The organism is Pseudomonas sp. ASL7, from assembly GCF_056680375.1.
Map to the genome: position 1 here is coordinate 14,493 of NZ_CM155279.1, position 23,534 is coordinate 38,026.

The 23,534-nt window shown below is 58.3% G+C and carries 20 protein-coding genes and 1 pseudogene; 11 read left to right on the forward strand and 10 right to left on the reverse strand.

From position 1 onward, the window contains the following. Nucleotides 1-162: 162 nt before the first annotated feature. From AC1MDT_RS00080 to AC1MDT_RS00090, 3 genes are all read left to right on the forward strand, one after another. Complete coding sequence (locus AC1MDT_RS00080) at nt 163-1,101, forward strand: aspartyl/asparaginyl beta-hydroxylase domain-containing protein (RefSeq protein WP_480420136.1); 939 nt, start codon at nt 163-165, stop codon at nt 1,099-1,101. A gap of 205 nt (nt 1,102-1,306) precedes the next feature. After that, nucleotides 1,307-1,471 carry a hypothetical protein gene (locus AC1MDT_RS00085; RefSeq protein ID WP_480420137.1) on the forward strand — a complete coding sequence of 55 codons (165 nt, stop codon included), beginning with the start codon at nt 1,307-1,309 and terminating at the stop codon, nt 1,469-1,471. A 109-nt stretch (nt 1,472-1,580) separates the two neighbouring features. Continuing rightward, a complete protein-coding gene (locus tag AC1MDT_RS00090) occupies nt 1,581-2,453 on the forward strand; it encodes a DMT family transporter (RefSeq protein WP_480420138.1) in 873 nt (290 codons plus the stop codon). A 224-nt stretch (nt 2,454-2,677) separates the two neighbouring features. Here the strand turns inward: AC1MDT_RS00090 and AC1MDT_RS00095 are convergent, their stop codons facing one another. Continuing rightward, nucleotides 2,678-3,586: a DMT family transporter gene (locus tag AC1MDT_RS00095; RefSeq protein ID WP_480420139.1), complete on the reverse strand. Its 909-nt coding sequence runs from the start codon at nt 3,584-3,586 to the stop codon at nt 2,678-2,680. 158 nt (nt 3,587-3,744) lie between these two features. On the opposite strand from AC1MDT_RS00095, the gene aceK reads away from it, so the two are divergent. The 4 genes from aceK (at nt 3,745) to AC1MDT_RS00115 (ending at nt 12,542) form a co-directional block, all read left to right on the forward strand. After that, nucleotides 3,745-5,463 carry a bifunctional isocitrate dehydrogenase kinase/phosphatase gene (aceK, locus tag AC1MDT_RS00100; protein WP_480420140.1) on the forward strand — a complete coding sequence of 573 codons (1,719 nt, stop codon included), beginning with the start codon at nt 3,745-3,747 and terminating at the stop codon, nt 5,461-5,463. Nucleotides 5,464-5,649: 186 nt separating this feature from the next. After that, a complete protein-coding gene (hrpA, locus tag AC1MDT_RS00105; RefSeq protein WP_480420141.1) occupies nt 5,650-9,561 on the forward strand; it encodes an ATP-dependent RNA helicase HrpA in 3,912 nt (1,303 codons plus the stop codon). A gap of 320 nt (nt 9,562-9,881) precedes the next feature. After that, nucleotides 9,882-11,003, forward strand: coding sequence for a beta-ketoacyl-ACP synthase III (locus AC1MDT_RS00110; RefSeq protein WP_480420142.1), 1,122 nt, complete (start codon nt 9,882-9,884; stop codon nt 11,001-11,003). 414 nt (nt 11,004-11,417) lie between these two features. Further along, nucleotides 11,418-12,542 carry a GNAT family N-acetyltransferase gene (locus AC1MDT_RS00115; RefSeq protein WP_480420143.1) on the forward strand — a complete coding sequence of 375 codons (1,125 nt, stop codon included), beginning with the start codon at nt 11,418-11,420 and terminating at the stop codon, nt 12,540-12,542. 68 nt (nt 12,543-12,610) lie between these two features. On the opposite strand, the gene AC1MDT_RS00120 is transcribed toward AC1MDT_RS00115, so the two are convergent. The 5 genes from AC1MDT_RS00120 to AC1MDT_RS00140 all read right to left on the reverse strand — a co-directional run bounded on the left by AC1MDT_RS00120 (nt 12,611) and on the right by AC1MDT_RS00140 (nt 17,509). Next, nucleotides 12,611-13,012, reverse strand: coding sequence for a rhodanese-like domain-containing protein (locus AC1MDT_RS00120; protein ID WP_480420144.1), 402 nt, complete (start codon nt 13,010-13,012; stop codon nt 12,611-12,613). 277 nt (nt 13,013-13,289) lie between these two features. After that, nucleotides 13,290-15,122 carry an ABC transporter ATP-binding protein gene (locus tag AC1MDT_RS00125; RefSeq protein WP_480420145.1) on the reverse strand — a complete coding sequence of 611 codons (1,833 nt, stop codon included), beginning with the start codon at nt 15,120-15,122 and terminating at the stop codon, nt 13,290-13,292. An 82-nt stretch (nt 15,123-15,204) separates the two neighbouring features. Continuing rightward, entirely contained in the window at nt 15,205-15,762 is a 558-nt protein-coding gene (locus tag AC1MDT_RS00130; RefSeq protein WP_480420146.1) for a peptidylprolyl isomerase, read from the reverse strand. Then, nucleotides 15,756-16,571 carry an alpha/beta fold hydrolase gene (locus tag AC1MDT_RS00135; protein ID WP_480420147.1) on the reverse strand — a complete coding sequence of 272 codons (816 nt, stop codon included), beginning with the start codon at nt 16,569-16,571 and terminating at the stop codon, nt 15,756-15,758. Before AC1MDT_RS00135 ends, AC1MDT_RS00130 begins: the two co-directional genes overlap by 7 nt. A 14-nt stretch (nt 16,572-16,585) precedes the next feature. Further along, a complete protein-coding gene (locus tag AC1MDT_RS00140) occupies nt 16,586-17,509 on the reverse strand; it encodes a PA3225 family LysR-type transcriptional regulator (RefSeq protein WP_480420148.1) in 924 nt (307 codons plus the stop codon). A 49-nt stretch (nt 17,510-17,558) separates the two neighbouring features. Between AC1MDT_RS00140 and AC1MDT_RS00145 the strand changes: the two genes are divergently transcribed. The 3 genes from AC1MDT_RS00145 to AC1MDT_RS00155 all read left to right on the forward strand — a co-directional run bounded on the left by AC1MDT_RS00145 (nt 17,559) and on the right by AC1MDT_RS00155 (nt 19,839). After that, nucleotides 17,559-17,873 (forward strand): 3-phosphoglycerate kinase, encoded by a 315-nt coding sequence (locus tag AC1MDT_RS00145; protein WP_480420149.1) that lies wholly within the window; start codon nt 17,559-17,561, stop codon nt 17,871-17,873. A gap of 155 nt (nt 17,874-18,028) precedes the next feature. Further along, nucleotides 18,029-18,628: an FMN-dependent NADH-azoreductase gene (locus tag AC1MDT_RS00150; protein ID WP_480420150.1), complete on the forward strand. Its 600-nt coding sequence runs from the start codon at nt 18,029-18,031 to the stop codon at nt 18,626-18,628. A 344-nt stretch (nt 18,629-18,972) separates the two neighbouring features. Then, the gene (locus AC1MDT_RS00155) at nt 18,973-19,839 is read left to right on the forward strand and encodes a carboxylate/amino acid/amine transporter (protein ID WP_480420151.1); all 867 of its coding nucleotides are present in this window, start codon (nt 18,973-18,975) and stop codon (nt 19,837-19,839) included. A gap of 83 nt (nt 19,840-19,922) precedes the next feature. On the opposite strand, the pseudogene AC1MDT_RS00160 reads toward AC1MDT_RS00155, so the two are convergent. After that, nucleotides 19,923-20,051: pseudogene (locus tag AC1MDT_RS00160) on the reverse strand (mechanosensitive ion channel family protein); the annotation flags it as partial. Nucleotides 20,052-20,244: 193 nt separating this feature from the next. On the opposite strand from AC1MDT_RS00160, the gene AC1MDT_RS00165 reads away from it, so the two are divergent. Continuing rightward, nucleotides 20,245-21,591, forward strand: coding sequence for a DEAD/DEAH box helicase (locus tag AC1MDT_RS00165; RefSeq protein WP_090181378.1), 1,347 nt, complete (start codon nt 20,245-20,247; stop codon nt 21,589-21,591). 66 nt (nt 21,592-21,657) lie between these two features. On the opposite strand, the gene AC1MDT_RS00170 is transcribed toward AC1MDT_RS00165, so the two are convergent. The 3 genes from AC1MDT_RS00170 to AC1MDT_RS00180 all read right to left on the reverse strand — a co-directional run bounded on the left by AC1MDT_RS00170 (nt 21,658) and on the right by AC1MDT_RS00180 (nt 23,401). Beyond that, on the reverse strand, nt 21,658-21,933 hold the full coding sequence (locus tag AC1MDT_RS00170) for a hypothetical protein (RefSeq protein ID WP_480420152.1): 276 nt from the start codon (nt 21,931-21,933) through the stop codon (nt 21,658-21,660). Between the two features lie 259 nt (nt 21,934-22,192). Next, on the reverse strand, nt 22,193-22,660 hold the full coding sequence (locus AC1MDT_RS00175) for an AraC family transcriptional regulator (RefSeq protein WP_480420153.1): 468 nt from the start codon (nt 22,658-22,660) through the stop codon (nt 22,193-22,195). A 9-nt stretch (nt 22,661-22,669) separates the two neighbouring features. After that, complete coding sequence (locus AC1MDT_RS00180) at nt 22,670-23,401, reverse strand: DUF899 domain-containing protein (RefSeq protein WP_480420154.1); 732 nt, start codon at nt 23,399-23,401, stop codon at nt 22,670-22,672. Nucleotides 23,402-23,534: the final 133 nt, after the last annotated feature.

The following is a 23,534-nucleotide window of genomic DNA, read 5'->3' on the forward strand; positions in this document are numbered from 1 at the left end:
CGTTCAGGAGCCATATGTTAATTAAGTGCTTTATTGCACAATCCTTAACACTGAATGTTGGCTTTTGCGGGTGTTTCCCGTTGCCGGGAATGTTTATCATGCCCGGCTGTCACGTCGGGTAAATGGCGTTGCGCAAAGTTGCCTATTTTTCAGGAGTTGTTGATGACCTTTTCTTTTGCCGCAAAGACTTCTGTGTTGCTGCTGTTTCTCGGCAGCATCCTCTATGTGCATTTGCGCGGTAAGGCGCGCCTGCCGGTCCTGCGTCAGTTCGTCAACCACTCGGCGCTGTTCGCGCCCTACAACGCCTTGATGTACTTGTTCTCCGGCGTTCCGTCCAAACCGTATCTGGATCGCAGCAAGTTCCCGGAACTGGATGTGCTCAAGGACAACTGGGAAGTCATTCGCGATGAAGCGATGCACCTGTTCGACGAGGGTTACATCCGTGCCGCCGAAAAGAACAACGATGCCGGTTTTGGCTCGTTCTTCAAGAAAGGCTGGAAGCGCTTCTACCTCAAGTGGTACGACAAACCCCTGCCATCCGCCGAAGCCCTGTGCCCGAAAACAGTGGCATTGGTCAGCAATATTCCGAACGTCAAAGGCGCCATGTTCGCGTTGCTGCCCGGTGGCAGTCACCTCAATCCGCACCGCGATCCGTTTGCCGGTTCCCTGCGCTATCACCTGGGGCTGTCGACACCGAACTCCGATGACTGCCGAATCTTTGTCGACGGTCAGGTCTACGCCTGGCGCGATGGCGAAGACGTGATGTTCGATGAGACCTACGTGCACTGGGTCAAAAACGAAACCGAGAAGACTCGCGTGATCCTGTTCTGCGACATTGAACGACCGCTGAGCAACCGTGTCATGACCCGCATCAACCGCTTCATCAGCGGCTGGCTGGGTCGCGCGACTGCGCCGCAGAACCTCGACGACGAACACGTGGGCGGTATCAATCGAGCCTATGCGTGGAGCAAGAACTCCAGTGACAAGTTCAGTGGTGTGGTCAAAAAGTGGAAGCGTCGCAATCCAAAGGCCTACCGCGTAATGCGGCCGGTGTTGGCGGTGGTGGTGCTGACGTTGTTGGGGTATTGGCTGTTTGGGTGATTCCGGTCCCGGAATGAAAAACTGCCCGTAACGCGGCCCGAACCGAACGCAGGCTTCGCCAGCTGCTACAGGTCGCGTAGGGAATTGAGCGAGCGGTCCCTACGGCTGCTTTGTCCAGGTCATTGCAATCCGTGCCGGCCGCTGGTTATAGTCGGCGCTCGGTGATTTCCAACTCACCGTCCACTTCATCAAAAAAGATCAGCCCATGCCTGCTTCCCTCATCAACGCGGTAGTCGATTCAGCGGTCAACGCTGGCGTCGTGCCGTGCGGGAATCAGCAGCCTGTGCAGATCAGTCATTACCCCCCACCTGTCCGTAGCACGCCGGTGTACGCAGTCGTATCACCGCCGGGCGTTGGCGTTTCGGGCTGATCAGCTGCTCTTTGCTGCTCCCATGCCCTTCTGAAAAACCCTCGCCTGAAAAACTATTGGATTTCAGCTTCGGCTGAGTTGGCTTTTTGCCTGACTACAGGTGGTATTCATGTTTGTCCTTTCGAAAAAGTCCGCGCTCGCGGCGGCGTCTACGAGCCTGTTCGTTTTGCTGTGGAGCAGCGGGGCGATCTTCTCCAAATGGGGGTTGGCCCACGCGTCGCCCTTTGCCTTTCTGCTGTCTCGTTTTGCCATTGCGCTGTGCGGTCTGGTGCTGCTGGTACCGTTGCTCAAGCTGAAACTGCCCAAGGGCGGCAAGCCGATGCTGTATGCCATGGCCACGGGCGTGGTGTTGCTGGGGGCTTATCAGATTTTCTATCTGCTGGCCCTGGACCTGAAAGTCACGCCGGGCGTGATGGCCACGATCATGGGGGTGCAGCCCATTCTCACGGTGGTGATCATCGAGCGTCAGCGATCAACCAGCAGAATGTTCGGCCTGACACTGGGGCTGGCCGGGTTGATCATGGTGGTGTATCAGGGGATCGGCTTGGCCGGCATGTCGCTGGCCGGCATGCTCTTCGGTTTGCTGGCGCTGGCGAGCATGACGTTCGGTTCGATCATGCAGAAGCGCATCACCGACAATCCGCTCGGTACGCTGCCCGTGCAGTACTTGGCGGGACTGTTGCTCTGCGGGATATTCGTGCCATTCCAGCCGTTTCATGTCGAACACAGCAGCGGTTTCATCGTGCCAGTGTTGTGGATGGGATTGGTGGTATCGGTACTGGCGACCTTGCTGTTGTACCGTTTGATCGCCCGGGGCAATCTGGTGAATGTCACCAGCCTGTTTTACCTGGTGCCGGCGGTGACGGCGATAATGGACTACCTGTTTTTCGGCAACAAACTGGCGACATTGAGCATGCTCGGCATGCTGCTGATCATTGTTGGACTGGTGTTTGTGTTCCGTAAAGACGCGTCAATCCGCTAGAACCCTAAAAGGCCTGGAGCATTGCTCCGGGCCTTTTTCAGTTGGCCAACGCGTGCGATGGGTGAATGGCGAAACGAGTGAAGCAGCATTGTAGTTTGCGCTGATCGAACCTGCGCCTTCGCGAGCAGGTTCGCTCCCACATATGACCTAAGTGTTCACAATGATTGTGCTCACAATCTATCCATTGTGGGAGCGAGCCTGCTCGCGAAGGCGTCACCGCAAAACTAACTGGAAGCCACCTCAACAGACTTCACCACCGCCGGCTTCAACACCAGCCACAACGCCGCTGCAATCAACACCCCGCCATAAATGTGCGCCATCGACAGCGGCTCATCCAGCAACATTGCCCCCCACAACACCCCGAACGGCGGAATCATGAACGTCACGGTCATCGACTTCACCGGCCCGATGGAGGTGAGCAAACGGAAGTAAATGATGTACGCAAACGCCGTGCAGCCCAGCCCCAACCCCAGCAACGATAGCCAGACACTCCAGCCGCCCCAGCTTGCTGGTGGCTGGCTGAGCACGCTGTACCCGAACAGCGGCAATAGAAACAGTGTCGCTCCGAGCATGCTGCCCAGTGCCGATAGACGACTGTCGAGACCGCCGGCCTGATCGAGCCAGCGGCGGGCGAGGAATCCGGCGAAACCGTAGCAGGTCGTGGCGAGCAGGCAGGCGAGGGCGCCCATCAGCAGTTCCATGTCGAATGCCACCGGGCCGGCACGGGTCAGGATGCCGACGCCGAACAGCCCGAGGAATACGCCGCCAAGCTTGGCGGCGGTGAGTCTTTCATTGAAGAACAAACCGCCGATCAACACGCCCATCAATGGCGTGGTGGCATTGAAAATGGCCGAGTAACCGGCCGGCAGTACTTGCGCGGCGACCGAATAAAGAGTCGCCGGAATCCCGGAGTTGATCACCCCGAGCAGCATCACAGTCTTGAGTTTGCCTTTGAAGTCCCAGCTGATACGCATCAATCCGAGGATCACCAACAGCCCGGCAGCGGCAATCGATACACGGAAAAACGCCGTCGGAACGGTGCCGATCACTGGGGCAATGATGCGCATGAACAAGAAGCTCGCGCCCCAAATGGCCGCCAGCGACAGCAAACGAAAAATATCGACGGGGCTCACGACGTACTCCTTCCTTGATGGGGGCGAGAGTGTTGCCGAGAGCCCTCCCTATGGCAACCGAAAAACGGGCATCAAATTACGAAGCGAAAATTACGCTTCTCCTGCACCCGGTTCACTGGCTAAGCTCAGCCCTTCCGAATTCCCGCAGAGGTCTCACCATGCCGCAGCAATGGCCAGCCGCCGACATCGCCCGAATGATCCTCGATGGCTTTGACGATTACCGCGAGCATTTCCGTCAGATCACCGACGGTGCCCGAGCCCGATTCGAACAGGCCAAGTGGCAGGAGACGCAATCGGCATCGGCAGCGCGGATCAATCTGTATGAAGAAAAAGTCGACGAAACGGTGGAGCGGTTGCGCATTGCGTTTGACGCTGACACGCTGGACGTTAGTTGCTGGCCGCTGGTCAAAAGCGCTTACATCACCTTGATCGACCTGCGTTTCGACGATGAGCTGTCCGAGACCTGGTACAACTCGATCTTCTGCGGGCTGTTCAGCCATGACCTGATCAGCGACGGCTGCATGTTCATCCACACCACGCGCCCAAGCCTGCGCCGGGCCCGCGCCGCACAAACCCGCACCTACAAACCTGAAGGTCAGTTGTCCGGCATGCTCTCGAGCATTTTTGCCGACTACCGCTTCAGCGAGGATTACGCTGACTTGGCCGGCGACCTGCGCCGTCTCGAAGCACAACTGCGCGAGAACCTGCCGGACTGGGTCTGCAAGGATCCCGAATTGAGTGTCGAACTGTTTTCCTCGGTGCTTTACCGCAACAAGGGTGCCTACCTGGTCGGGCGCATTTACACGCAGGACGAGCAATGGCCGCTGGTGATTCCGCTGCTTCACCGCGAAGGGCGTGGGATTCAGATCGATGCGTTGATCACCGATGAAGCGGACGTGTCGATCATCTTCTCGTTCACCCGGTCGTATTTCATGGTGGACGTGCCGGTGCCGGCGGAGTTCATCGGCTTCCTCAAGCGCATCCTGCCGGGCAAGCACATCGCTGAGCTGTACACCTCGATCGGTTTCTACAAACACGGCAAGTCCGAGTTCTACCGGGCACTGATCAACCACCTGGCCAACACCGATGACCAGTTCATCATGGCGCCCGGCGTGCGCGGCATGGTGATGAGCGTGTTTACCCTGCCGGGATTCAACACCGTATTCAAAATCATCAAGGACCGTTTTTCGCCGTCGAAAAACGTCGACCGCGCGACGGTGATCGAAAAGTATCGTTTGGTGAAAAGCGTCGATCGGGTCGGGCGCATGGCCGATACCCAGGAATTCGCCGACTTCCGTTTCCCGTTGAGCAAATTCGATCCGGCGTGCCTGGAAGAACTGCTGCAAGTGGCCGCGTCCACCGTGTCTATGGAGGGCGACACCGTGCTGATCCGCCACTGCTGGACCGAGCGGCGGATGACGCCGTTGAATCTTTACCTGGAAAACGCCAACGAAGCACAGGTGCGCGAGGCGCTGGAGGATTACGGTCTGGCGATCAAGCAACTGGCGGCGGCGAATATCTTTCCGGGTGACATGCTGCTGAAGAACTTCGGCGTCACGCGTCACGGTCGGGTGGTGTTTTATGATTACGACGAGATTTGCTTCTTGACGGAGGCCAACTTCAGGCATATCCCGCAACCGCGTACGCCGGAAGACGAGATGGCGTCGGAGCCCTGGTATTCGATTGGGCCGCTGGATGTGTTTCCTGAGGAGTTTCCACCGTTTTTGTTTGCTGATTCGGGGCAGCGCAAGTTGTTCGATCAACTACATGGCGAGTTGTACAACGCTGATTACTGGAAAAGCCTGCAGGAGGCGATTCGGGCGGGGAAGATCATCGATGTGTTCCCGTATCGGCGCAAAGGCTTCGATAACGAGTAGTTCTCTGCGATTGCTGCGCAATCGATCGCGAGCAGGCTCGCTCCCACATTTGACCGTGGTGCCCCCGATTTTGTGGTCGCTATAGATCCAATGTGGGAGCGAGCCTGCTCGCGATCGGCCGCGCAGCGGTCGTAAAATCTGCGACAATCGCCCCCCTGCGCCACTAGACAACTTATTGCGTACCTGATGACTGACGAATCGCCTTCCATCGACAAACTGCTGAAAAACCTCGATCACGCCATGCTCGCCGACCGCCACCGACTGCGGCGGCAGTTGCTTGAGCTGCGCAAGAAACCCGACGAAGCCAAACTGGCGCAGTGGGTAACGCGTACGCAGGCGTCTTGTGATCAGGTGTTGGCGCGACGTGCCAGCCTGCCGGTGATTCGTTACGACGACAGTCTGCCGATCGCCGCCAAGCGCGACGAAATCAAAGAGGCGCTGCTCAAGCATCAGGTGCTGATCATTGCCGGCGAAACCGGTTCGGGTAAAACCACCCAGTTGCCGAAAATCTGCCTGGAAATCGGTCGCGGCCAGCATGGCCTGATCGGTCACACCCAGCCGCGCCGAATCGCCGCTCGCAGCGTCGCCAGTCGCGTTGCCGAAGAACTGGCGACGCCGTTGGGTGCGCTGGTCGGTTATCAGGTGCGGTTCGAGGACCAGAGCGATTCCAACACCCTGATCAAACTGATGACCGACGGTATCCTGCTGGCGGAAACCCAGAACGACCGCTACCTGGAACGCTACGACACAATCATCGTCGACGAAGCCCACGAACGCAGCCTCAACATCGACTTCCTGCTGGGTTACCTGAAAACCCTGCTGCCCCGTCGTCCGGACCTGAAAGTCATCATTACCTCGGCGACCATCGACCTGGAACGCTTCTCCAAGCACTTCGACGATGCACCGATTGTCGAGGTGTCAGGTCGCACCTTTGCGGTAGAAACCTGGTATCGCCCGCTGACGCTGGAACAGGACGAAGAGGGCAACCGCGTCGAGGACGACTTGACCGTGGATCAGGCGATTCTCGCCACCCTCGACGAAATCGCCGCGTTCGAACGCAGCGAGCGCAAGAGCCCCGGTGACGTGCTGGTGTTCCTGCCCGGCGAGCGCGAGATTCGCGACGCCGCCGACATGCTGCGCAAGGCCCAGCTCAAACACACCGAAATCCTGCCGTTGTACGCGCGGCTTTCGCCGGCCGAGCAGCAGCGGATTTTCCAGTCGCACCCGGGCCGCCGCGTCGTTCTGGCAACCAACGTCGCCGAAACCTCGTTGACCGTGCCGGGCATTCGTTACGTGATCGACAGCGGCACCGCGCGCATCAGCCGCTACAGCTACCGCGCGAAGGTCCAGCGCCTGCCCATCGAAGCCATTTCCCAGGCCAGCGCCAACCAGCGTAAAGGCCGATGCGGCCGGGTCGAGCCGGGCATTTGCATCCGCCTCTACAGCGAAGAAGATTTCATTGGGCGACCGGAATTTACCGACCCGGAAATCCTGCGGACCAACCTCGCCGCCGTGATCCTGCAGATGCTGCATCTGCGCCTCGGCGAGATCACCGACTTCCCGTTTATCGAGCCGCCGGATGGCAAAGCCATCAGTGATGGTTTCAACCTGCTGCAAGAACTTTCGGCAGTGGACCGCAACAGCCAGCTGACCCCGCTCGGCCGCCAATTGGCGCGGCTGCCGGTGGACCCGCGCATGGGCCGCATGCTGCTCGAAGCGGCGAAACTCGGCAGCTTGCAAGAGGTGTTGATTGTCGCCAGCGCAATGTCGATTCAAGACCCGCGCGAGCGTCCGCCGGAGCGTCAACAAGCGGCGGATCAGGCCCATGCACAATGGAAGGACGTGGATTCGGACTTCGCCGGGTTGGTCAATCTGTGGCGTGGTTTTGAAGAACAACGCCAGGCGCTGACAGCGAGTCCGTTGCGTAACTGGTGCCGCAAAAATTTCCTGAATTACCTGCGCCTGCGCGAATGGCGCGACTCGCACCGTCAGTTGAGCCTGATCTGCCGCGACATGCAGTTGAGCATCAACAAAGAGCCAGCGGACTATCCGAAACTGCACAAAGCCGTGCTTTCAGGTCTGCTCAGTCAGATCGGTCAGAAAACCGATGAGGGCGATTACCTTGGTGCCCGCCAACGGCGCTTCTGGATTCATCCCTCATCCGGTCTGGGCAAGAAGCGTCCGCAATGGCTGATGACCGCCGAGCTGGTGGAAACCACCAAGCTTTACGCGCGGATGGTCGCCAAGATCGACGCCGACTGGATAGAACCGCTGGCCGGGCACTTGATCAAGAAAAACCACTTCGAACCCCATTGGGAGAAGAAGCGCGGGCAGGTTGTGGCGTTCGAGCAGATCACCTTGTTCGGGTTGATCGTGGTCGGTCGCCGGCCGGTGCATTACGGCCCAATCGACCCTGTCACGTCCCGTGAGCTGTTCATTCGTGAAGGCCTGGTGCGCGGCGAAATTCAATCCAGGGCCAAGTGTCTTACGGCCAATGCGCAACTGCTGGAACAGCTCGACGAACTGGAAGCCAAGGCTCGCCGTCGTGACATTCTGGCCGACGAGGAAACCCTGTTCGCCTTCTACGATGCGCGACTGCCGGCGGAGATCCACCAGACTGCGACCTTTGACAGCTGGTATCGCGTCAACAGCCAGAAAGATCCGCAGCTGCTGATCATGCGCGAGGAAGACGTGCTGGCTCGCGAGGCGAGCGAAGTCACGGCCCTGCATTACCCGGACACCTTGCACATCGGCGATCTGGAGCTGGCGCTGAATTATCACTTTGAGCCAAACCATCCGCGCGACGGTGTGACCCTGCGCGTGCCGGCGCCGCTGTTGCCGATGCTGCCGCCGGAGCGTCTGGAATGGCTGGTGCCGGGCGTGATCGAGGCCAAGTGCATTGCGCTGGTTCGCAACCTGCCCAAGGCGCTGCGCAAGAATTTCGTGCCGGTGCCGGACTTCGTCAAAGCCGCATTGCAGCGCATGAGCTTCGCTGAGGGCTCGCTGCCTCAGGCGTTGGGCCGAGAACTGCTGCGTATGACGGGGGCACGGGTCAGTGATGAGGCTTGGGCCGAAGCCGCGCAACAAGTCGAAAGTCATCTGCGAATGAACCTGGAAATCGTCGACGGCCAAGGCCAGTTCCTGGGCGAAGGGCGAGATCTGGCAGAACTGACCGCTCGTTTTGCCGAAGCGAGCCAGGCGGCATTGGCCGTGCCGCACACCGCGAAAAGCCAGCAACCCGTCGAGGCTAAAGTGTTCGCCGCGGTGGCGCAAAAGACTCAACAGAAAATTGCCGGGCTGTCGATGACGGTCTATCCGGCGCTGGTGGAAGAAGCCGGAACCGTGAAGGAAGGGCGTTTCTCGACGCCGGCCGAAGCCGAGTTCCAGCATCGCCGCGCCTTGCAGCGTTTGCTGATGCAGCAACTGGCGGAGCCTGCGAAATTTCTGCGTGGCAAGTTGCCGGGGTTGACCGAGTTGGGTCTGATGTACCGCGATATGGGGCGCATCGACAGCCTGGTCGAAGACATTCTGCTGGCCAGCCTCGACAGCTGCATTCTCGACGGCGAAGACCCATTGCCGCGTGATGGCGCAGGGCTCGCGGCGCTGGCCGAGCGCAAGCGCGGTGCGTGGACCGAGCACGCTGAGCGTTTGGCGAAGCTGACGCTGGAAATCCTTAAGCACTGGCACGGCCTGCAAAAGCGCTTCAAGGGCAAAATCGACCTGGCGCAAGCCGTGGCCCTGAACGACATCAAGCAGCAGCTCAGTCATCTGGTGTACCCGGGCTTTGTCCGTGAAACCCCGATGCAATGGCTCAAGGAATTGCCGCGCTACCTGAAAGCGGTCGAGCAGCGCTTCGAAAAAATCGGTGCTCAGGTGCAGAGGGATCGGGTCTGGAGCGGAGAGTTGTCCGGCCTCTGGGCTCAATACCAGACCCGCGCCAACAAGCACGTCCAGGAAGGCAAACGCGATCCGCAGCTGGAACTGTATCGCTGGTGGCTGGAAGAATATCGGGTTTCGCTGTTCGCTCAGCAACTGGGGACCAAGGTACCGATTTCCGACAAACGCCTGAACAAGCAATGGAGCCAGGTCGAGCCCTGACACCTGAACCCTGTGGGAGCGAGCCTGCTCGCGAAAGCGGTGTGTCAGTCAATGTAGAGGTTGAAACTGACGGCCTCTTCGCGAGCAGGCTCACTCCCACATGAGGTCGGTGCATCGTTCTGCAAAAAGGGGCCAAACCCCAGCGTTTATGGCAAACTTCGCGCCTATAAACGCCGGCCCCGCGGTTTCAAGCCTTCACCGGCACTGGCGGAGTGGAATAAAGCGATGCCAGGTTTGTTTCCCATGACGGGAACAGACTCTTTGTGTGTTGGTACGTTGGTGCCAACGCTTTCTGCCTGAACAGTATTAGAGAAACGACCATGCATAACGTCGTCATCAGCGGTACCGGCCTGTACACCCCTGCCAACAGCATCTCCAATGAAGAGCTGGTGCAGTCTTTCAACGCTTACGTCGCGCAGTTCAACGCCGACAACGCAGACGCCATCGCCCGTGGCGAAGTCGACGCCTTGACCGAATCCAGCGTAGCGTTTATCGAAAAAGCGTCCGGCATCAAGAGTCGCTTTGTCATGGACAAGGACGGCATCCTTGATCCGAATCGCATGGCCCCACGCTTGCCAGAGCGCTCGAATGACGAGTGGTCTGTGCTCTGTCAAATGGCCATCGGCGCCGCCGAACAGGCCTTGCAGCGCGCTGGCAAAACCGCCGCTGACATCGACGGCGTGATTGTCGCCTGCTCCAACCTGCAGCGGGCCTACCCGGCCATTGCCATCGAAGTTCAGGAAGCGTTGGGTATCCAGGGTTTCGGTTTCGACATGAACGTCGCCTGCTCCTCGGCGACCTTCGGTATTCAGGCCGCTGCCAACAGCGTGCAGCTGGGCCAGGCCCGGGCGATCCTGATGGTTAACCCGGAAGTCTGCACCGGTCACCTGAACTTTCGCGATCGCGACAGCCACTTTATCTTCGGTGACGCCGCCACAGCGGTGATCATCGAGCGTGCAGACCTTGCAACGTCCAAGCACCAGTTCGACGTGGTCAGCACCAAGCTTTTGACCAAGTTCTCCAATAACATCCGCAACAACTTCGGCTTCCTCAACCGCGCAGCGGAGGAGGGCATCGGTGCCAGGGACAAACTGTTCGTGCAGGAAGGCCGCAAGGTGTTCCGCGATGTGTGCCCGATGGTGGCTGAGCTGATCGCTACACACCTGGAAGAGAACACGCTGAACATCAGCGATGTGAAGCGTTTTTGGCTGCACCAGGCCAACCTCAGCATGAACCACTTGATCGTCAAGAAACTGCTGGGTCGCGAAGCCACTGAAGCAGAAGCGCCGGTGATTCTCGACACTTACGCCAACACCAGCTCTGCAGGCTCGGTGATTGCGTTTCACAAGTATCAGGATGATCTGGCAGCCGGTTCGCTGGCGGTCCTCAGCTCGTTCGGTGCCGGTTACTCAATTGGTAGCGTAATTCTGCGCAAACTGTAGGAGCGAGCTTGCTCGCGATAAACCTGAGAGCGCCGCGGGGTGTCAGGTTTGCAGCGTTATCGTTGATGACCATCGCGAGCAAGGGGTTAACAACAAAACAGCCTGGCGTTGGTGTATCGGACGGATGATGGGGCCGATACACCAACGCCAGGCTGTAACAGCAGCTCAGGCGTCCTTGCCTGCGCCGTGTTGCGGGAATCAGAACTTCGCTTCGGCATCCAGTTGCAGGGTGTTGATGTCGGAGTTTTTTTGTTGATGTTGGCATTGGCAGGCTGCCGATATCCAGCTGACCAAAGCCTTCGTACCGTTTGAGCACGTTCTATTCCGGGCTTTGTCGGCGAATCACGGGTGTGGATTGCGCCCCGATAAGCGATACTCGCGGGGCTCAGACGCAAAGAAGTGGAGAGGTGGTTGATGCCGTTGCAACGTCTGGAAAGTCTGTCCGAAATCGCGCCTCAGACGTGGGATGCCCTCGTGCCTGAGCGTCAGCCGTTTCTAAGGCATGCCTTTCTCGGGGCCTTGGAAGACAGCGGCAGCCTCGGCCCACATTCCGGCTGGCAACCCGAGCACTTGCTGCATATAGAAGGTGATCGGCTCATCGCCGCGCTGCCCAGTTACCGCAAATGGCACTCCTACGGCGAGTACGTGTTTGATCACGCCTGGGCCGATGCCTGCGAGCGTGCCGGCATCGATTATTACCCCAAGCTTTTAACTGCCGTGCCGTTCAGCCCGGTCAGCGGGCCACGGTTGTTGGCGGCTAATGTCGAGGATGGCTTCGAGTTACTGAAGAGCCTGCCGGGCTACCTTGAAATTGAAGAACTCTCCAGCGCCCACATCAACTTCACCGATCCGTTTACCGATGCCGCATTAGCCGAACAGCCGGGTTGGTTGCAGCGAATCGGCTGCCAGTACCACTGGCAGAACCGCGGGTATCGGGACTTTCAGGACTTCCTCGACGTGCTCAGTTCGCGCAAGCGCAAGCAGATGCGCAAGGAGCGCGAGCAAGTGGCGGGGCAGGGCATTGAGTTCGAATGGCTGGAAGGTCGGCAATTGGCCGAGGCACAGTGGGACTTTGTCTATGCCTGCTATGCCAATACCTACGCGGTGCGTCGGCAAACGCCGTACCTGACGCGGGAGTTTTTCAGTCTGTTGGCCGAGCGCATGCCGGAGTCGATTCGCGTGGTGTTGGCCAAACAAGGCTCACGCCCGGTCGCGATGGCGTTCAGCCTGGTGGGGGGCGACAGTTTTTATGGTCGTTACTGGGGATGCCTGGCGGAGTTCGACCGTCTGCATTTCGAGACCTGCTTTTACCAGGGCATGGATTACGCGATTGCCCATGGCTTTCAGCGTTTCGATGCCGGTGCTCAAGGTGAGCACAAGTTGATTCGCGGGTTTGAACCTGTGATCACGCATTCCTGGCATTACTTGCGCCATGCGGGGCTGAAGGCGGCAGTCAAGGCATTCCTTGAAGAGGAGCGAGCCGGCGTTTTGGTCTACGCCGAGCAAGCAAGTGCCGCATTACCCTATCGGCAGTCTTGAAAACTATGTTCATTAAAAAAGGCCCTTCACGGAAGAGCCTTTTTGATGGGAAGTCTATGTATTAGTCATTACCACCACGCTGCCTGACAGTTATGAAGTTTTTTACCCGTCTCTGAGTTTTTGAATCTTTCGAGCGTGGGTTCGTTCGACCAATATGGGTAAGTTATATTGTTGGAGAGTGGTATGTTTTTGTTTCCTGGGAGGAAACATGCATATTCATACTTTGGTCTTACACAACTTACGGGAGTGGGGCTGTCCAGAGCTTCAGTGAGTTCTTGGGCGACTTGTTGCGGGTCTCGGATTTTGGTAATGAAACCGCTTTCCTTGCCGTTGATCGTGCAGTTGTACTCGTACTCGATTTTCGCCGATTCGATTTTTATATGTTCATCGATGCTCATTGCGTTGGCATTCACTTGAAAAAGACCGAGTCCGAAGAAAGTAACAGTTACGAATAATTTTAGAGGCTTCATGCAGCAATCCTTTGCTGGTTGGGTTAGTTGTTTTGTTTGGTGTTCCGAGTTGCGTTGTTGCTCGGGAAGAGTAACTTTCTTTCTATTAAGGAGTAAGGGCGGGGTTGTATCTGTTTGTGCGTGTTTTAGGTATGTCCAATTAGCATATTCAGGTTGTCTTGTACCCTTTGTGGGAGCGAGCCTGCTCGCGAAGGCGGTGGGTCAGACACAATCATGTCGACTGACACACCGCTTTCGCGAGCAGGCTCGCTCCCACAGGGGAGGTTGGTGTTTCGTATTAGTCGATGCCGACAAACCCGCCCGTCTGGTGTTGCCACAACCGCGCATACAACCCGCCATGGGCCAGCAGTTCAGCATGGCTGCCGGTTTCGGCGATCTTGCCGTTTTCCAGCACCACCAAGCGGTCCATCCGGGCGATAGTCGAAAGCCGGTGGGCGATGGCGATCACGGTTTTGCCCTGCATCAGGGTTTCCAGGCTTTCCTGGATCGCCGCTTCAACTTCCGAATCCAGCGCCGAGGTGGCCTCGTCCATGATCAGTATCGGCGCGTCCTTGAGCAGCACCCGGGCGATGGCAATCCGCTGACGCTGGCCGCCGGAGAGTTTCACCCCGCGCTCACCTACATGGGCGTCAAAACCGGTACGACCTTCAGCGTCCGACAGCAACGGGATGAACTCGTCGGCACGGGCCTTGTGCGCCGCTTCCCAGAGTTCGGCGTCGCAGGCATCGGGTTTGCCGTACAGCAAATTGTCGCGAATCGAACGGTGTAGCAGGGACGTGTCCTGGGTAATCATGCCGATGCGCTCGCGCAGGCTTTCCTGACCGACCTCGGCGATGTTCTGGCCGTCGATGAGGATGCGCCCACCTTCCACGTCGTAGAGGCGCAGCAGCAGGTTGACCAGGGTCGACTTGCCTGCACCGGAGGGCCCGATCAGGCCGATTTTCTCGCCGGGTTTGATCGTCAGGTTAAGGCCGCCAATGATTCCGCTCTTCTTGCCATAGTGGAAATCCACGTGCTCGAAACGTACTTCACCACGGGCCACGCTCAGCGGTTTGGCCTGGTCGCGGTCGGTGACGCTGACCGGTTGAGCGATGGTCTGCAACCCGTCCTGAACCATGCCGATGTTTTCGAAGATGCCGTTGACGACCCACATGATCCAGCCGGACATATTGACGATGCGGATCACCAGGCCAGTGGCCAGGGCAATGGCCCCCACGGAGATCAGTGACTGTGTCCACAGCCACAGGGCGAGGCCGGTGGTGCCGACGATCAGCAAGCCGTTCATGCTGGTGATGACCACATCCATACTGGTGACCACGCGTCCGGCCAGTTGGGCTTTTTCAGTCTGCTCTTCGATGGCTTCCTTGGCGTATTGCTGTTCAAAGTTGGTGTGCGCGAACAGCTTCAGGGTGGTGATGTTGGTGTAGCCGTCGACAATCCGCCCCATGAGTTTGGAGCGCGCATCGGACGACACCACCGAGCGTTCCTTGACCCGCGGCACGAAGTAGCAGAGTGCGCCGATGTAGGCGGCGATCCAGGTCAGCAGCGGGATCATCAGGCGCCAGTCGGCTTCGGCGAACAGCACCAGCGAACTGATCGCGTAGATCAGCACATGCCACAGCGCGTCCACCGCCTGCACGGCCGAATCGCGCAGCGAATTGCCGGTCTGCATGATGCGTTGGGCGATGCGCCCGGCGAAGTCGTTCTGGAAAAAATTCAGGCTCTGTTTGAGCACGTAACTATGGTTTTGCCAGCGGATCATGCTGGTCATGCCGGGGCTCAGGGTCTGGTGCACCAGCAGGTCATGCAAGCCAACGAACACCGGGCGCAGAATCAGCGCAACCACGGCCATCCAGGCCAGTTCGACGCCGTGTTCCTGGAAAAAATTGACGTTGGGTGTGCCTTGGGCGAGATCGATGATGCGGCTCAGGTAGCTGAACAGCGCCACTTCGATCAGCGCGCCGAACAGGCCGACGATCAGCAGGGCGACGAAACTCGGCCAGACCTGCTTCAAGTAATAGGTATAAAAAGGGAGAACCCGATCCGGAGGAGCCGCCGTCGGTGCATCGCGAAAAATGTCGATCAGTTTTTCAAAACGGCGATAAAGCATCAGTTCTCCGCCCGCGCACGGGCTCTCCTTTGAACAGTACGAGCGGCGCACTCCGGCAGCCGCTCAAGACGTCCTGTGTAGCTTAGTCGATGCGCTTGGCCGACTTGATGTACACAGGGTCGGCCGGCACATCTTTCATGCCGCCGCGGGTGGTGGTTGGCGCGTTGACGATAATGTCCACCACGTCCATGCCTTTGACGACTTTACCGAAAACGGCGTAACCGTCGCCGTTGTCGAGGAAGTCGTTGTCTTTGACGTTGACGAAGAACTGGCTGGTGGCCGAATCAGGAGCGGAAGTGCGGGCCATCGACAAAGTGCCACGGACGTTTTTCAGGCCGTTGTTGTGCTCGTTCTTGATCGGCTCCTTGGTTTCTTTTTGCTGCATTTGTTGAGTGAAGCCGCCGCCCTGGATCATGAAGCCTGGGATCACCCGGTGGAAAATCGTGTTGTTATAGAAGCCGCTGTCCACGTACTTGAGGAAGTTCTCGGTGCTTTTCGGCGCCTTGACCGGGTCCAGTTCGATTTCGATCTGGCCGTTGGTGGTGTCCAGCAGCACATGCGGCGCCTTGGCGGGCGTTGCAGCCATCAGGTTGGCGGCAAACAGAACGGAGCCAGCGACGAGGGCGATTTTTTTCAACATGGGTCAGTGATCCTGAGTGAGGTGGTGTCGACTGCGGTGAGAAACTCGAGCAGGGTTTGGTTGAAGCGTTCGGGTTGATCCAGCGGGGTGGCATGGCGCGAATCGGCGATGACCACCAGCCGCGCATCGGGCAGCAATTTTACATAGGTCTCTTTCAGCGAGACCGGGGTGTAGTCGTGGTCGGCGCTGACGATGAGGGTTGGACAGGTAACCTTCGACAGTCGTTCCTGAACGCCCCAACCCACGATCGCGTCGAAGCTGGCGAGATAAGCATGTTTGTCGTTTTTTGCCCAGCGCTCGGCCATTTTTTGGCGTAAATCAGCCTGTTCCGCCTTGGGGAACAGCTTGCTGCCCAAGGCCTTGCCGATGGTGCCCAGACTGAGCGCACGCATCAGGCTCCAGCGTTTGAACCACTGCCAATAGTCGTCGCGGCTGCGCAGCTTGACCTCGGGCGCGCTGTTGACGATGCACAGGCTTTTGAGCAATTGCGGGTGATCAACCGCTAGTTGAAAGCCGATCATGCCCCCCATCGACAGGCCCACATAGTGCGTCGGGCCCAGGTTCAAGTGTTCGATCAGGGCGATCAGGTCGGCACTGAACCCGGCGATGCTGTAGCGCTCACGGGGTTTATCGGAGCGGCCATGGCCGCGCACGTCCGGGACGATCACTCGGTAGTGCGTGGCCAGGGCCGGGATCTGTTTTTCCCAGTCCAGCGTGCTCGACCCCAAACCGTGGACCAACAGCAACGGCGTGCCGTGGCCATATTCCTCGTAGTGCAGGTTGCAACCTTCGTGTTCGAAATAGGCCATGCAATCACTCCATGTCAGGCTTGTTCAGGGGCGGCGAAAGGCACATCCAGCGGCGCGGTGTCGAACGTGCGCAGCAGGTCGATGAGAATCTGCGTTGCCGGGCCCAGCGGTTTGTCCTTGTTCGAATACAGATAAAAGCTTGGGTTGCGACTGCCACCCTGATCCAACGGTAGCAGCTTGAGCGTGCCTTCCTTGAGTTCCCGCTCGATCATGTGCCTAGGCAACCAGGCAAAGCCCAGGCCGCTGCTGACGAATGTCGCGGCGGTGGCCAGGCTGCCGACGGTCCAGCGCTGTTCGGCGCCGAGCCAGCCAACATCCCGTGGCTGCTGCCGACCGGAGTCGCGGATCACCACTTGCATCTGGGATTCCAGATCCTGGAAGTTAAGTTCGCGGTTCAGACGATGCAAAGGGTGTTCGGGGTGGGCAACGGCCACAAACTCTACGTCGCTCAATTCTGCGCCAAGGTAACCGGGAATGCTGAGGCCGGTGATGGCCAGGTCGGCCACACCTTCGAGCAACACTTCTTCTACACCCGATAACACCTCTTCGCGCAGACGCACGCGACAACCACGGCTTTGCGGCATGAACGCGGTCAAGGCGCGGACGAGGCGGGCGCTGGGGTAAGCGGCATCGACCACCAACCGCACTTCCGCCTCCCAACCTTGTTCCATGTGATGGGCCAGGTCTTCCAGCTGACTGGCCTGCTTCACCAGTTGCCGGGAGCGGCGCAGCAGCACGCCGCCCGCTTCGGTCAGCACCGCTTTGCGACCGTCGATGCGCAACAGCGGCACACCCAGTTGGTCCTGCATGCGCGCCACGGTGTAGCTCACTGATGACTGCGAACGATGCAGCGCTTCGGCGGCCTGGGCGAAGCCGCCGTGGTCGACCACGGCCTGAAGCGTTCGCCATTGATCAAGGGTCACGCGGGGCGCTTTCATGTATAGCTCCTCTTGTCCTAAGCTGGCGGCCCTTATTGGAGACTGCCGAATGAAAAAAATCTGTTGTATGGTGTTGGCGATGTTGCCGCTGACGGCGTTTGCTTATTCGATCGACGTGCAAAAGCAGTTGAACGGGTTGAGCATCGACTACAACGCATCTGCCACCGACAACGACATGGCCTCCATTCAGGTGAACAACTTCGGCCACACCGATGCAGTCTGCAAGGTGGTGTTCAACAATGGCCCGGAGGCGCCGCGCACCCGTAAAATCGTAGTGCTCGCCGGCAAACACAGCTATGCCACCGCCAAGTTCACCCGCAGCATCATCAAAATGCGCATCGACCTGACCTGCACTCCGAAATAGCATCAAACCCCCACAGGATCTCCCACTAGGTATGCTCCGCTTATAAACGAATTTATTGATGGTTTATAGCAGTTATTTGCGCTTTTACATCGATATGACTCTGTTTAACCTTTACTCCATCGACCTACAGCATTCTCAGATGGAGCCTACATCCCATGTCACGCGTTCTGATCATCGAAAGCAGTGCCCGTCAGCAAGACTCGGTCTCCCGTCAACTGACCCAGACTTTTATCAGCCAGTGGAAAGCGGCTCACCCGAACGACCAAATCACCGTTCGTGACCTGGCCGTCAACCCGGTCCCGCACCTGGACATCAACCTGTTGGGCGGCTGGATGAAACCTGCCGAACAGCGTAACGACATCGAACAGGCTTCCCTGGAACGCTCCAATCAGTTGACCGACGAGCTGCTGGCCGCTGACGTGCTGGTCATGGCGGCGCCAATGTACAACTTCGCCATCCCTAGCACCCTCAAGGCCTGGCTCGACCATGTGCTGCGTGCCGGCGTGACGTTCAAATACACCGACACCGGTCCTCAAGGATTGCTCAGCGGCAAGCGCGCCTACGTGCTGACGGCTCGCGGCGGGATCTACGCCGGAAGTACTGCGGATCATCAGGAACCCTACCTGCGTCAGGTCATGGGCTTCATCGGGATTCACGATGTGACCTTCATCCATGCCGAGGGCATGAACCTGGGCGGCGACTTCCAGGAAAAGGGCTTGAACCAGGCCAATGCCAAGCTTGCCCAGGTGGCCTGAACCGTTAATCGCCAGATAATCGCTGGATGGTCTAGTGACCTGGCGCAACCGCTTAAAGCCTTACGCGCATCGAACCTCCCTTTGCACTTGTTGCTCCTGAGTGCTGTAGCCCGATTGAACGCATTGGCGAGATCGGGCTTTTTTTTGCCTGCGATTTAATGACCGAACACACAAAACCCAATGTAGGAGCGAGCTTGCTCGCGATGGAGTGTCATTCGACACAATGTTGCCTGACACTCCATCGCGAGCAAGCTCGCTCCTACACAGGGTTTTGTGTGTTGGCTGACTGTTCGCGATATCGAGTAAAAACCGCTATCGTCGCCGCCATTCGAAACGAGGCGAGCATGGGCTATCTACTTTTTGTCACGCTGATTCAAGCGTTTTCCTTCAGCCTGATCGGTGAATACCTGGCCGGTCATGTCGACAGTTACTTCGCGGTTCTGGTGCGGGTGGTGCTGGCGGGGCTGGTGTTTATTCCGCTGACGCGCTGGCGCCAGGTCGAACCGGCGTTCATGCGCGGCATGTTGTTGATCGGTGCGTTGCAGTTTGGCGTGACCTACGTCTGCCTGTACCTGAGCTTTCGGGTGCTGACGGTGCCGGAAGTGTTGCTTTTCACCATCCTCACACCGCTGCACGTGACGCTGATCGAAGACGCGCTGAATCGCCGCTTCAATCCGTGGGCATTGGTCGCAGCACTGGTGGCGGTCGCGGGCGCGGCGGTGATTCGCTACGACCGGATCAACCCGGACTTCTTCATGGGTTTCCTGCTGCTGCAACTGGCCAACTTCACCTATGCCGCCGGGCAGGTGCTTTATAAGCATTTGGTGGCGCGCCACCCAAGCGATCTGCCGCATTACCGGCGCTTCGGCTATTTCTACCTCGGCGCATTGGCGGTGGCATTGCCAGCGTTTTTGCTGTTCGGCAAACACAACTTTCTGCCTGACGCGCCGCTGCAATGGGGCGTGCTGGTGTTTCTGGGCCTGGTCTCGACCGCGCTTGGCCTGTACTGGTGGAACAAGGGGGCCTGCCTGGTGAATGGCGGGACGCTCGCGGTGATGAACAACCTGCATGTACCCGTGGGGTTGTTGATCAATTTGCTGATCTGGAATCAGCATGAGGAACTGGGGCGGTTGCTGCTCGGTGGGTCAGTGATTCTGATGGCGGTGTGGATCAGTCGGTTGGGTCTACGCCAATCAGCAGTCGCGCGCTGAACCTGTGGGAGATTCCATGTTTCAGGGAAAACTTGCAGGCTCAAATTGGGTTGATACTCACTCTGGTTTTTCATGAGGGTGAATGCCACCCGTCCGAGGACCAAAGCAATCACCAGCAACACCATCAACACCAGACTGGAATGCAGGAGCGGATGCTGATCTAAGGCACCCCATAGGTCTTGGGCGTTGAGCCAGAGCTGTTTGATATCCATGGGCGGAAATGATTCTTCTATAGGACGCGACAGGCCGATCAGAGCGTTTAAGACGCTTTGTATTACGCTCGAGGACAAATCAGGCAACAAAAACGCGACTGTTTATTGCCGATTGCATAAAGAAACTCGGCCTGAGCGCCCGAAACCGGTACCCTATGCAGCTGTTTTTTTGTATTTCTTCGAGGTAGCACCCGTGTTTTCCCAATTCGCCCTGCACGAACGCCTGCTCAAAGCCGTGGCCGAGCTTAAATTTGTCGAGCCAACGCCAGTGCAAGCAGCGGCTATTCCGCTGGCGCTCCAAGGGCGTGACCTGCGGGTGACAGCGCAAACCGGTAGCGGCAAAACCGCAGCCTTCGTTTTGCCGATCCTCAACCGTCTGATCGGCCCGGCAAAAGTCCGCGTCAGCATCAAGACCCTGATTCTGTTGCCGACCCGCGAGTTGGCCCAGCAGACCATCAAGGAAGTTGAACGCTTCGCCCAGTTCACGTTCATCAAGTCCGGCCTGATCACCGGCGGTGAAGACTTCAAGGTCCAGGCCGCCATGCTGCGCAAGGTGCCAGACATCCTGATCGGTACGCCGGGCCGGATGATCGAGCAACTGAACGCCGGCAACCTCGACTTGAAAGAAGTCGAAGTGCTGGTCCTCGACGAAGCGGATCGTATGCTCGACATGGGCTTTGCCGAAGACGTCCAGCGTCTGGTAGAAGAGTGCACCAATCGCCAGCAGACCATGCTGTTCTCCGCCACCACCGGCGGTTCGGGCCTGCGCGAGATGGTTGCCAAGGTGCTGAACAATCCAGAGCACCTGCAGCTCAACAACGTCAGCGACCTGAACGCGACGACCCGTCAGCAAATCATCACCGCTGACCACAACCAGCACAAAGAACAAATTGTGAACTGGCTGCTGGCCAACGAGACCTATCAGAAAGCCATCGTGTTCACCAACACCCGGGCCATGGCCGACCGTATCTACGGCCGCCTGGTGGCGCAGGACTACAAGGCGTTCGTTCTGCACGGTGACAAAGACCAGAAAGACCGCAAACTGGCGATCGATCGCCTGAAGCAGGGCGGCGTGAAGATCCTGGTCGCCACCGACGTCGCCGCTCGCGGCCTCGACGTGGAAGGCCTGGACCTGGTGATCAACTTCGACATGCCGCGCAGCGGCGACGAATACGTTCACCGCATCGGTCGCACCGGCCGTGCCGGTAACGATGGCCTTGCCATCTCGCTGATCTGCCACGGCGACTGGAACCTGATGTCGAGCGTCGAGCGCTACCTCAAGCAGAGCTTCGAGCGCCGCACCATCAAGGAAGTCAAAGGCACCTACGGCGGACCGAAAAAGGTCAAGGCCTCGGGCAAAGCCGTTGGCGTGAAGAAGAAAAAGGTCGACGCCAAAGGCGACAAGAAGAAAACCGGCGCCAAGGCCCCGACCAAGCGCAAAATCGCCAACCGCCCGAAGACCGACGCCCTGTCGCTGGTCAGCAAGGACGGCATGGCGCCGCTCAAGCGCCGCAAGCCGGAAGCGCCGGCTGCTGAATAAAGCTGTGTCGCGACCCATAAAAAAACCGGACTAATGTCCGGTTTTTTTACGTCGAGAGATCTGCTACTAACCCTCGGCTTTTTTATCTGCCGTCTTCAACTCCTTCATGCGCTGATCGATCAACTGGCACTTGTCCGGCAAATCCGCGCTGGCCGTCCTCAAATCCATTTTCTGCAACTCGTCGTTGATCTCCTTGGCCTTCGTTGGATTCTGCTCGGTGAGCGTGGCCACTTCCTTGGCCAATTGTTCGCGCTTGGCCGTGGCTTCCTCGGGCGTGCAGGCCCAGACGGGGAGGGAGCAGGCGAGAGTGGCGGCCAGGGTGATTTTTAGCAGGGTTTTCATGGGGTGGGCCTCAGTTCCGGTTTAAGGCGGGTTACCCGGTTGAGGGTTGAGATCAGGGGAAAGTTCAGCGAATTGTTTCCAAAACTTGAGTGACGGTGGGGGTGCGGTCTACAGAACAATACGGAACCTTGTAGGAGCGAGCTCGCTCGCGAAGGACTTGAAAGCAACGCGTTCATTCAGGACGAACGCGTTATCGTTAACGTCCTTCGCGAGCAAGCTCGCTCCCACAGGTTTTTTTGTGGTTTGGGCGAAGGGGTTATCAGCCTTTCACCGCTATACACATCTCCATTTCCATCACATCGGTCTTCTGGTCATAGGCAGCTTCCACCGGATAACGCTCGAAACCCGGACGCTGGTCGTAGGCCAATCCGCTTTCAGGCATCCACTTTTCGCAAAACTCACCCCACGCCGCAGGAATGTCACGGACCGGGCCTTTGAAGTGGGCGACAGCGTAGCGCCCGCCAGGCAGGTGAGTGACGGCGAACGGATAGTTGGGTTCGAAGTCGGCGGGCACTTCGACGCAGGCGTCGTAGCGGCAGTATTGCGGCGGTGTGATGCTCGGGTCGTCATGGCCGATGCCGTAGCGCACGCGGTTGAGCAGGTTGTTTTCGATCATCCATGGGGCGACGGTTTCGCGCCAGAAAGTGCCGATTTCCGGGCCGTAGGGGCCGGTGTAGCGCAGGTAGGCGATGCGGGCCGGGGGCAGGGTTTTCAGGGTAACGTTCATTGGGGATCCCTATGAGTGACAGCAGCTGGCCGGTTCCTTGTCTTCATACCGATCATGATGCCGTACCCATTCCATGATTTCTTGTTCATTACGCCCCTTGGGTGTGAGGTCGAGGTAGTTGTAGGCGCCGACCAGCAGGTCCAGGCCTCGGGCATAGGTGGAGTAGGTGTGGAAGATTTCGCCGGCGTCATTGCGATAAAACACGCTGAGTCCGGGGAGTTCTTCTTCGGCACCGTCGGATTTTTCGTAGTTGTAGGTGGCGGTTCCGGCGGCGACTTCTTCGGCTCGGGCCGAGACGCCGAAGTCGTAGTTGAAGTCGGAACCTTCCGACGACACCCAGTCGAATTTCCAGCCCATGCGCTGTTTGAAGGGCTGAAATTCGGCGAACGGTGCATGGGAAACCGCCACCACGGCCACGTCATGGTGAGCCAAGTGCTGGTTGGCGCCGTCGATGTGGTCGGACAGGAACGAGCAACCGGAGCAGCCTTCATCCCAGCCTTCGCCGAACATGAAGTGGTAGATGATTAACTGGCTACGGCCACCGAACAGGTCGGCGAGTTTCAGTTCGCCCTGGGGGCCCTGGAAGCGATAGTCCTTGTCGATTTTCACCCAGGGCAGGGCGCGCCGTTCGGCGCTGAGTTTGTCCCGCTCCCTGGTGAAGGCTTTTTCGTGGGCCAAGTGCCGACGGCGCGCGGAGACCCATTCTTCTCGGGATACGACCGCATGATTCTGAATCTTCATGGTGATTTCTCCTGCGCAATGCTGGGAGGTGATCTACACAGATTAGTCGTTTGGCCTACGCTCAATTCGACATGCCGCCGGTCGGTACACGTATGAAGCTCAGCCGAACGGCTGCGCCTGGCGCCGGTCACAA

What these genes read in the sequence shown, in the direction of transcription:
- AC1MDT_RS00080 (WP_480420136.1), top strand. Translation starts at nt 163, where the DNA reads ATGACCTTTTCTTTTGCCGCAAAGACTTCTGTGTTGCTGCTGTTTCTC.
- AC1MDT_RS00085 (WP_480420137.1), top strand. Translation starts at nt 1,307, where the DNA reads ATGCCTGCTTCCCTCATCAACGCGGTAGTCGATTCAGCGGTCAACGCT.
- AC1MDT_RS00090 (WP_480420138.1), top strand. Translation starts at nt 1,581, where the DNA reads ATGTTTGTCCTTTCGAAAAAGTCCGCGCTCGCGGCGGCGTCTACGAGC.
- aceK (WP_480420140.1), top strand. Translation starts at nt 3,745, where the DNA reads ATGCCGCAGCAATGGCCAGCCGCCGACATCGCCCGAATGATCCTCGAT.
- hrpA (WP_480420141.1), top strand. Translation starts at nt 5,650, where the DNA reads ATGACTGACGAATCGCCTTCCATCGACAAACTGCTGAAAAACCTCGAT.
- AC1MDT_RS00110 (WP_480420142.1), top strand. Translation starts at nt 9,882, where the DNA reads ATGCATAACGTCGTCATCAGCGGTACCGGCCTGTACACCCCTGCCAAC.
- AC1MDT_RS00115 (WP_480420143.1), top strand. Translation starts at nt 11,418, where the DNA reads ATGCCGTTGCAACGTCTGGAAAGTCTGTCCGAAATCGCGCCTCAGACG.
- AC1MDT_RS00120 (WP_480420144.1), bottom strand. Translation starts at nt 13,012, where the DNA reads ATGAAGCCTCTAAAATTATTCGTAACTGTTACTTTCTTCGGACTCGGT.
- AC1MDT_RS00125 (WP_480420145.1), bottom strand. Translation starts at nt 15,122, where the DNA reads ATGCTTTATCGCCGTTTTGAAAAACTGATCGACATTTTTCGCGATGCA.
- AC1MDT_RS00130 (WP_480420146.1), bottom strand. Translation starts at nt 15,762, where the DNA reads ATGTTGAAAAAAATCGCCCTCGTCGCTGGCTCCGTTCTGTTTGCCGCC.
- AC1MDT_RS00135 (WP_480420147.1), bottom strand. Translation starts at nt 16,571, where the DNA reads ATGGCCTATTTCGAACACGAAGGTTGCAACCTGCACTACGAGGAATAT.
- AC1MDT_RS00140 (WP_480420148.1), bottom strand. Translation starts at nt 17,509, where the DNA reads ATGAAAGCGCCCCGCGTGACCCTTGATCAATGGCGAACGCTTCAGGCC.
- AC1MDT_RS00145 (WP_480420149.1), top strand. Translation starts at nt 17,559, where the DNA reads ATGAAAAAAATCTGTTGTATGGTGTTGGCGATGTTGCCGCTGACGGCG.
- AC1MDT_RS00150 (WP_480420150.1), top strand. Translation starts at nt 18,029, where the DNA reads ATGTCACGCGTTCTGATCATCGAAAGCAGTGCCCGTCAGCAAGACTCG.
- AC1MDT_RS00155 (WP_480420151.1), top strand. Translation starts at nt 18,973, where the DNA reads ATGGGCTATCTACTTTTTGTCACGCTGATTCAAGCGTTTTCCTTCAGC.
- AC1MDT_RS00170 (WP_480420152.1), bottom strand. Translation starts at nt 21,933, where the DNA reads ATGAAAACCCTGCTAAAAATCACCCTGGCCGCCACTCTCGCCTGCTCC.
- AC1MDT_RS00175 (WP_480420153.1), bottom strand. Translation starts at nt 22,660, where the DNA reads ATGAACGTTACCCTGAAAACCCTGCCCCCGGCCCGCATCGCCTACCTG.
- AC1MDT_RS00180 (WP_480420154.1), bottom strand. Translation starts at nt 23,401, where the DNA reads ATGAAGATTCAGAATCATGCGGTCGTATCCCGAGAAGAATGGGTCTCC.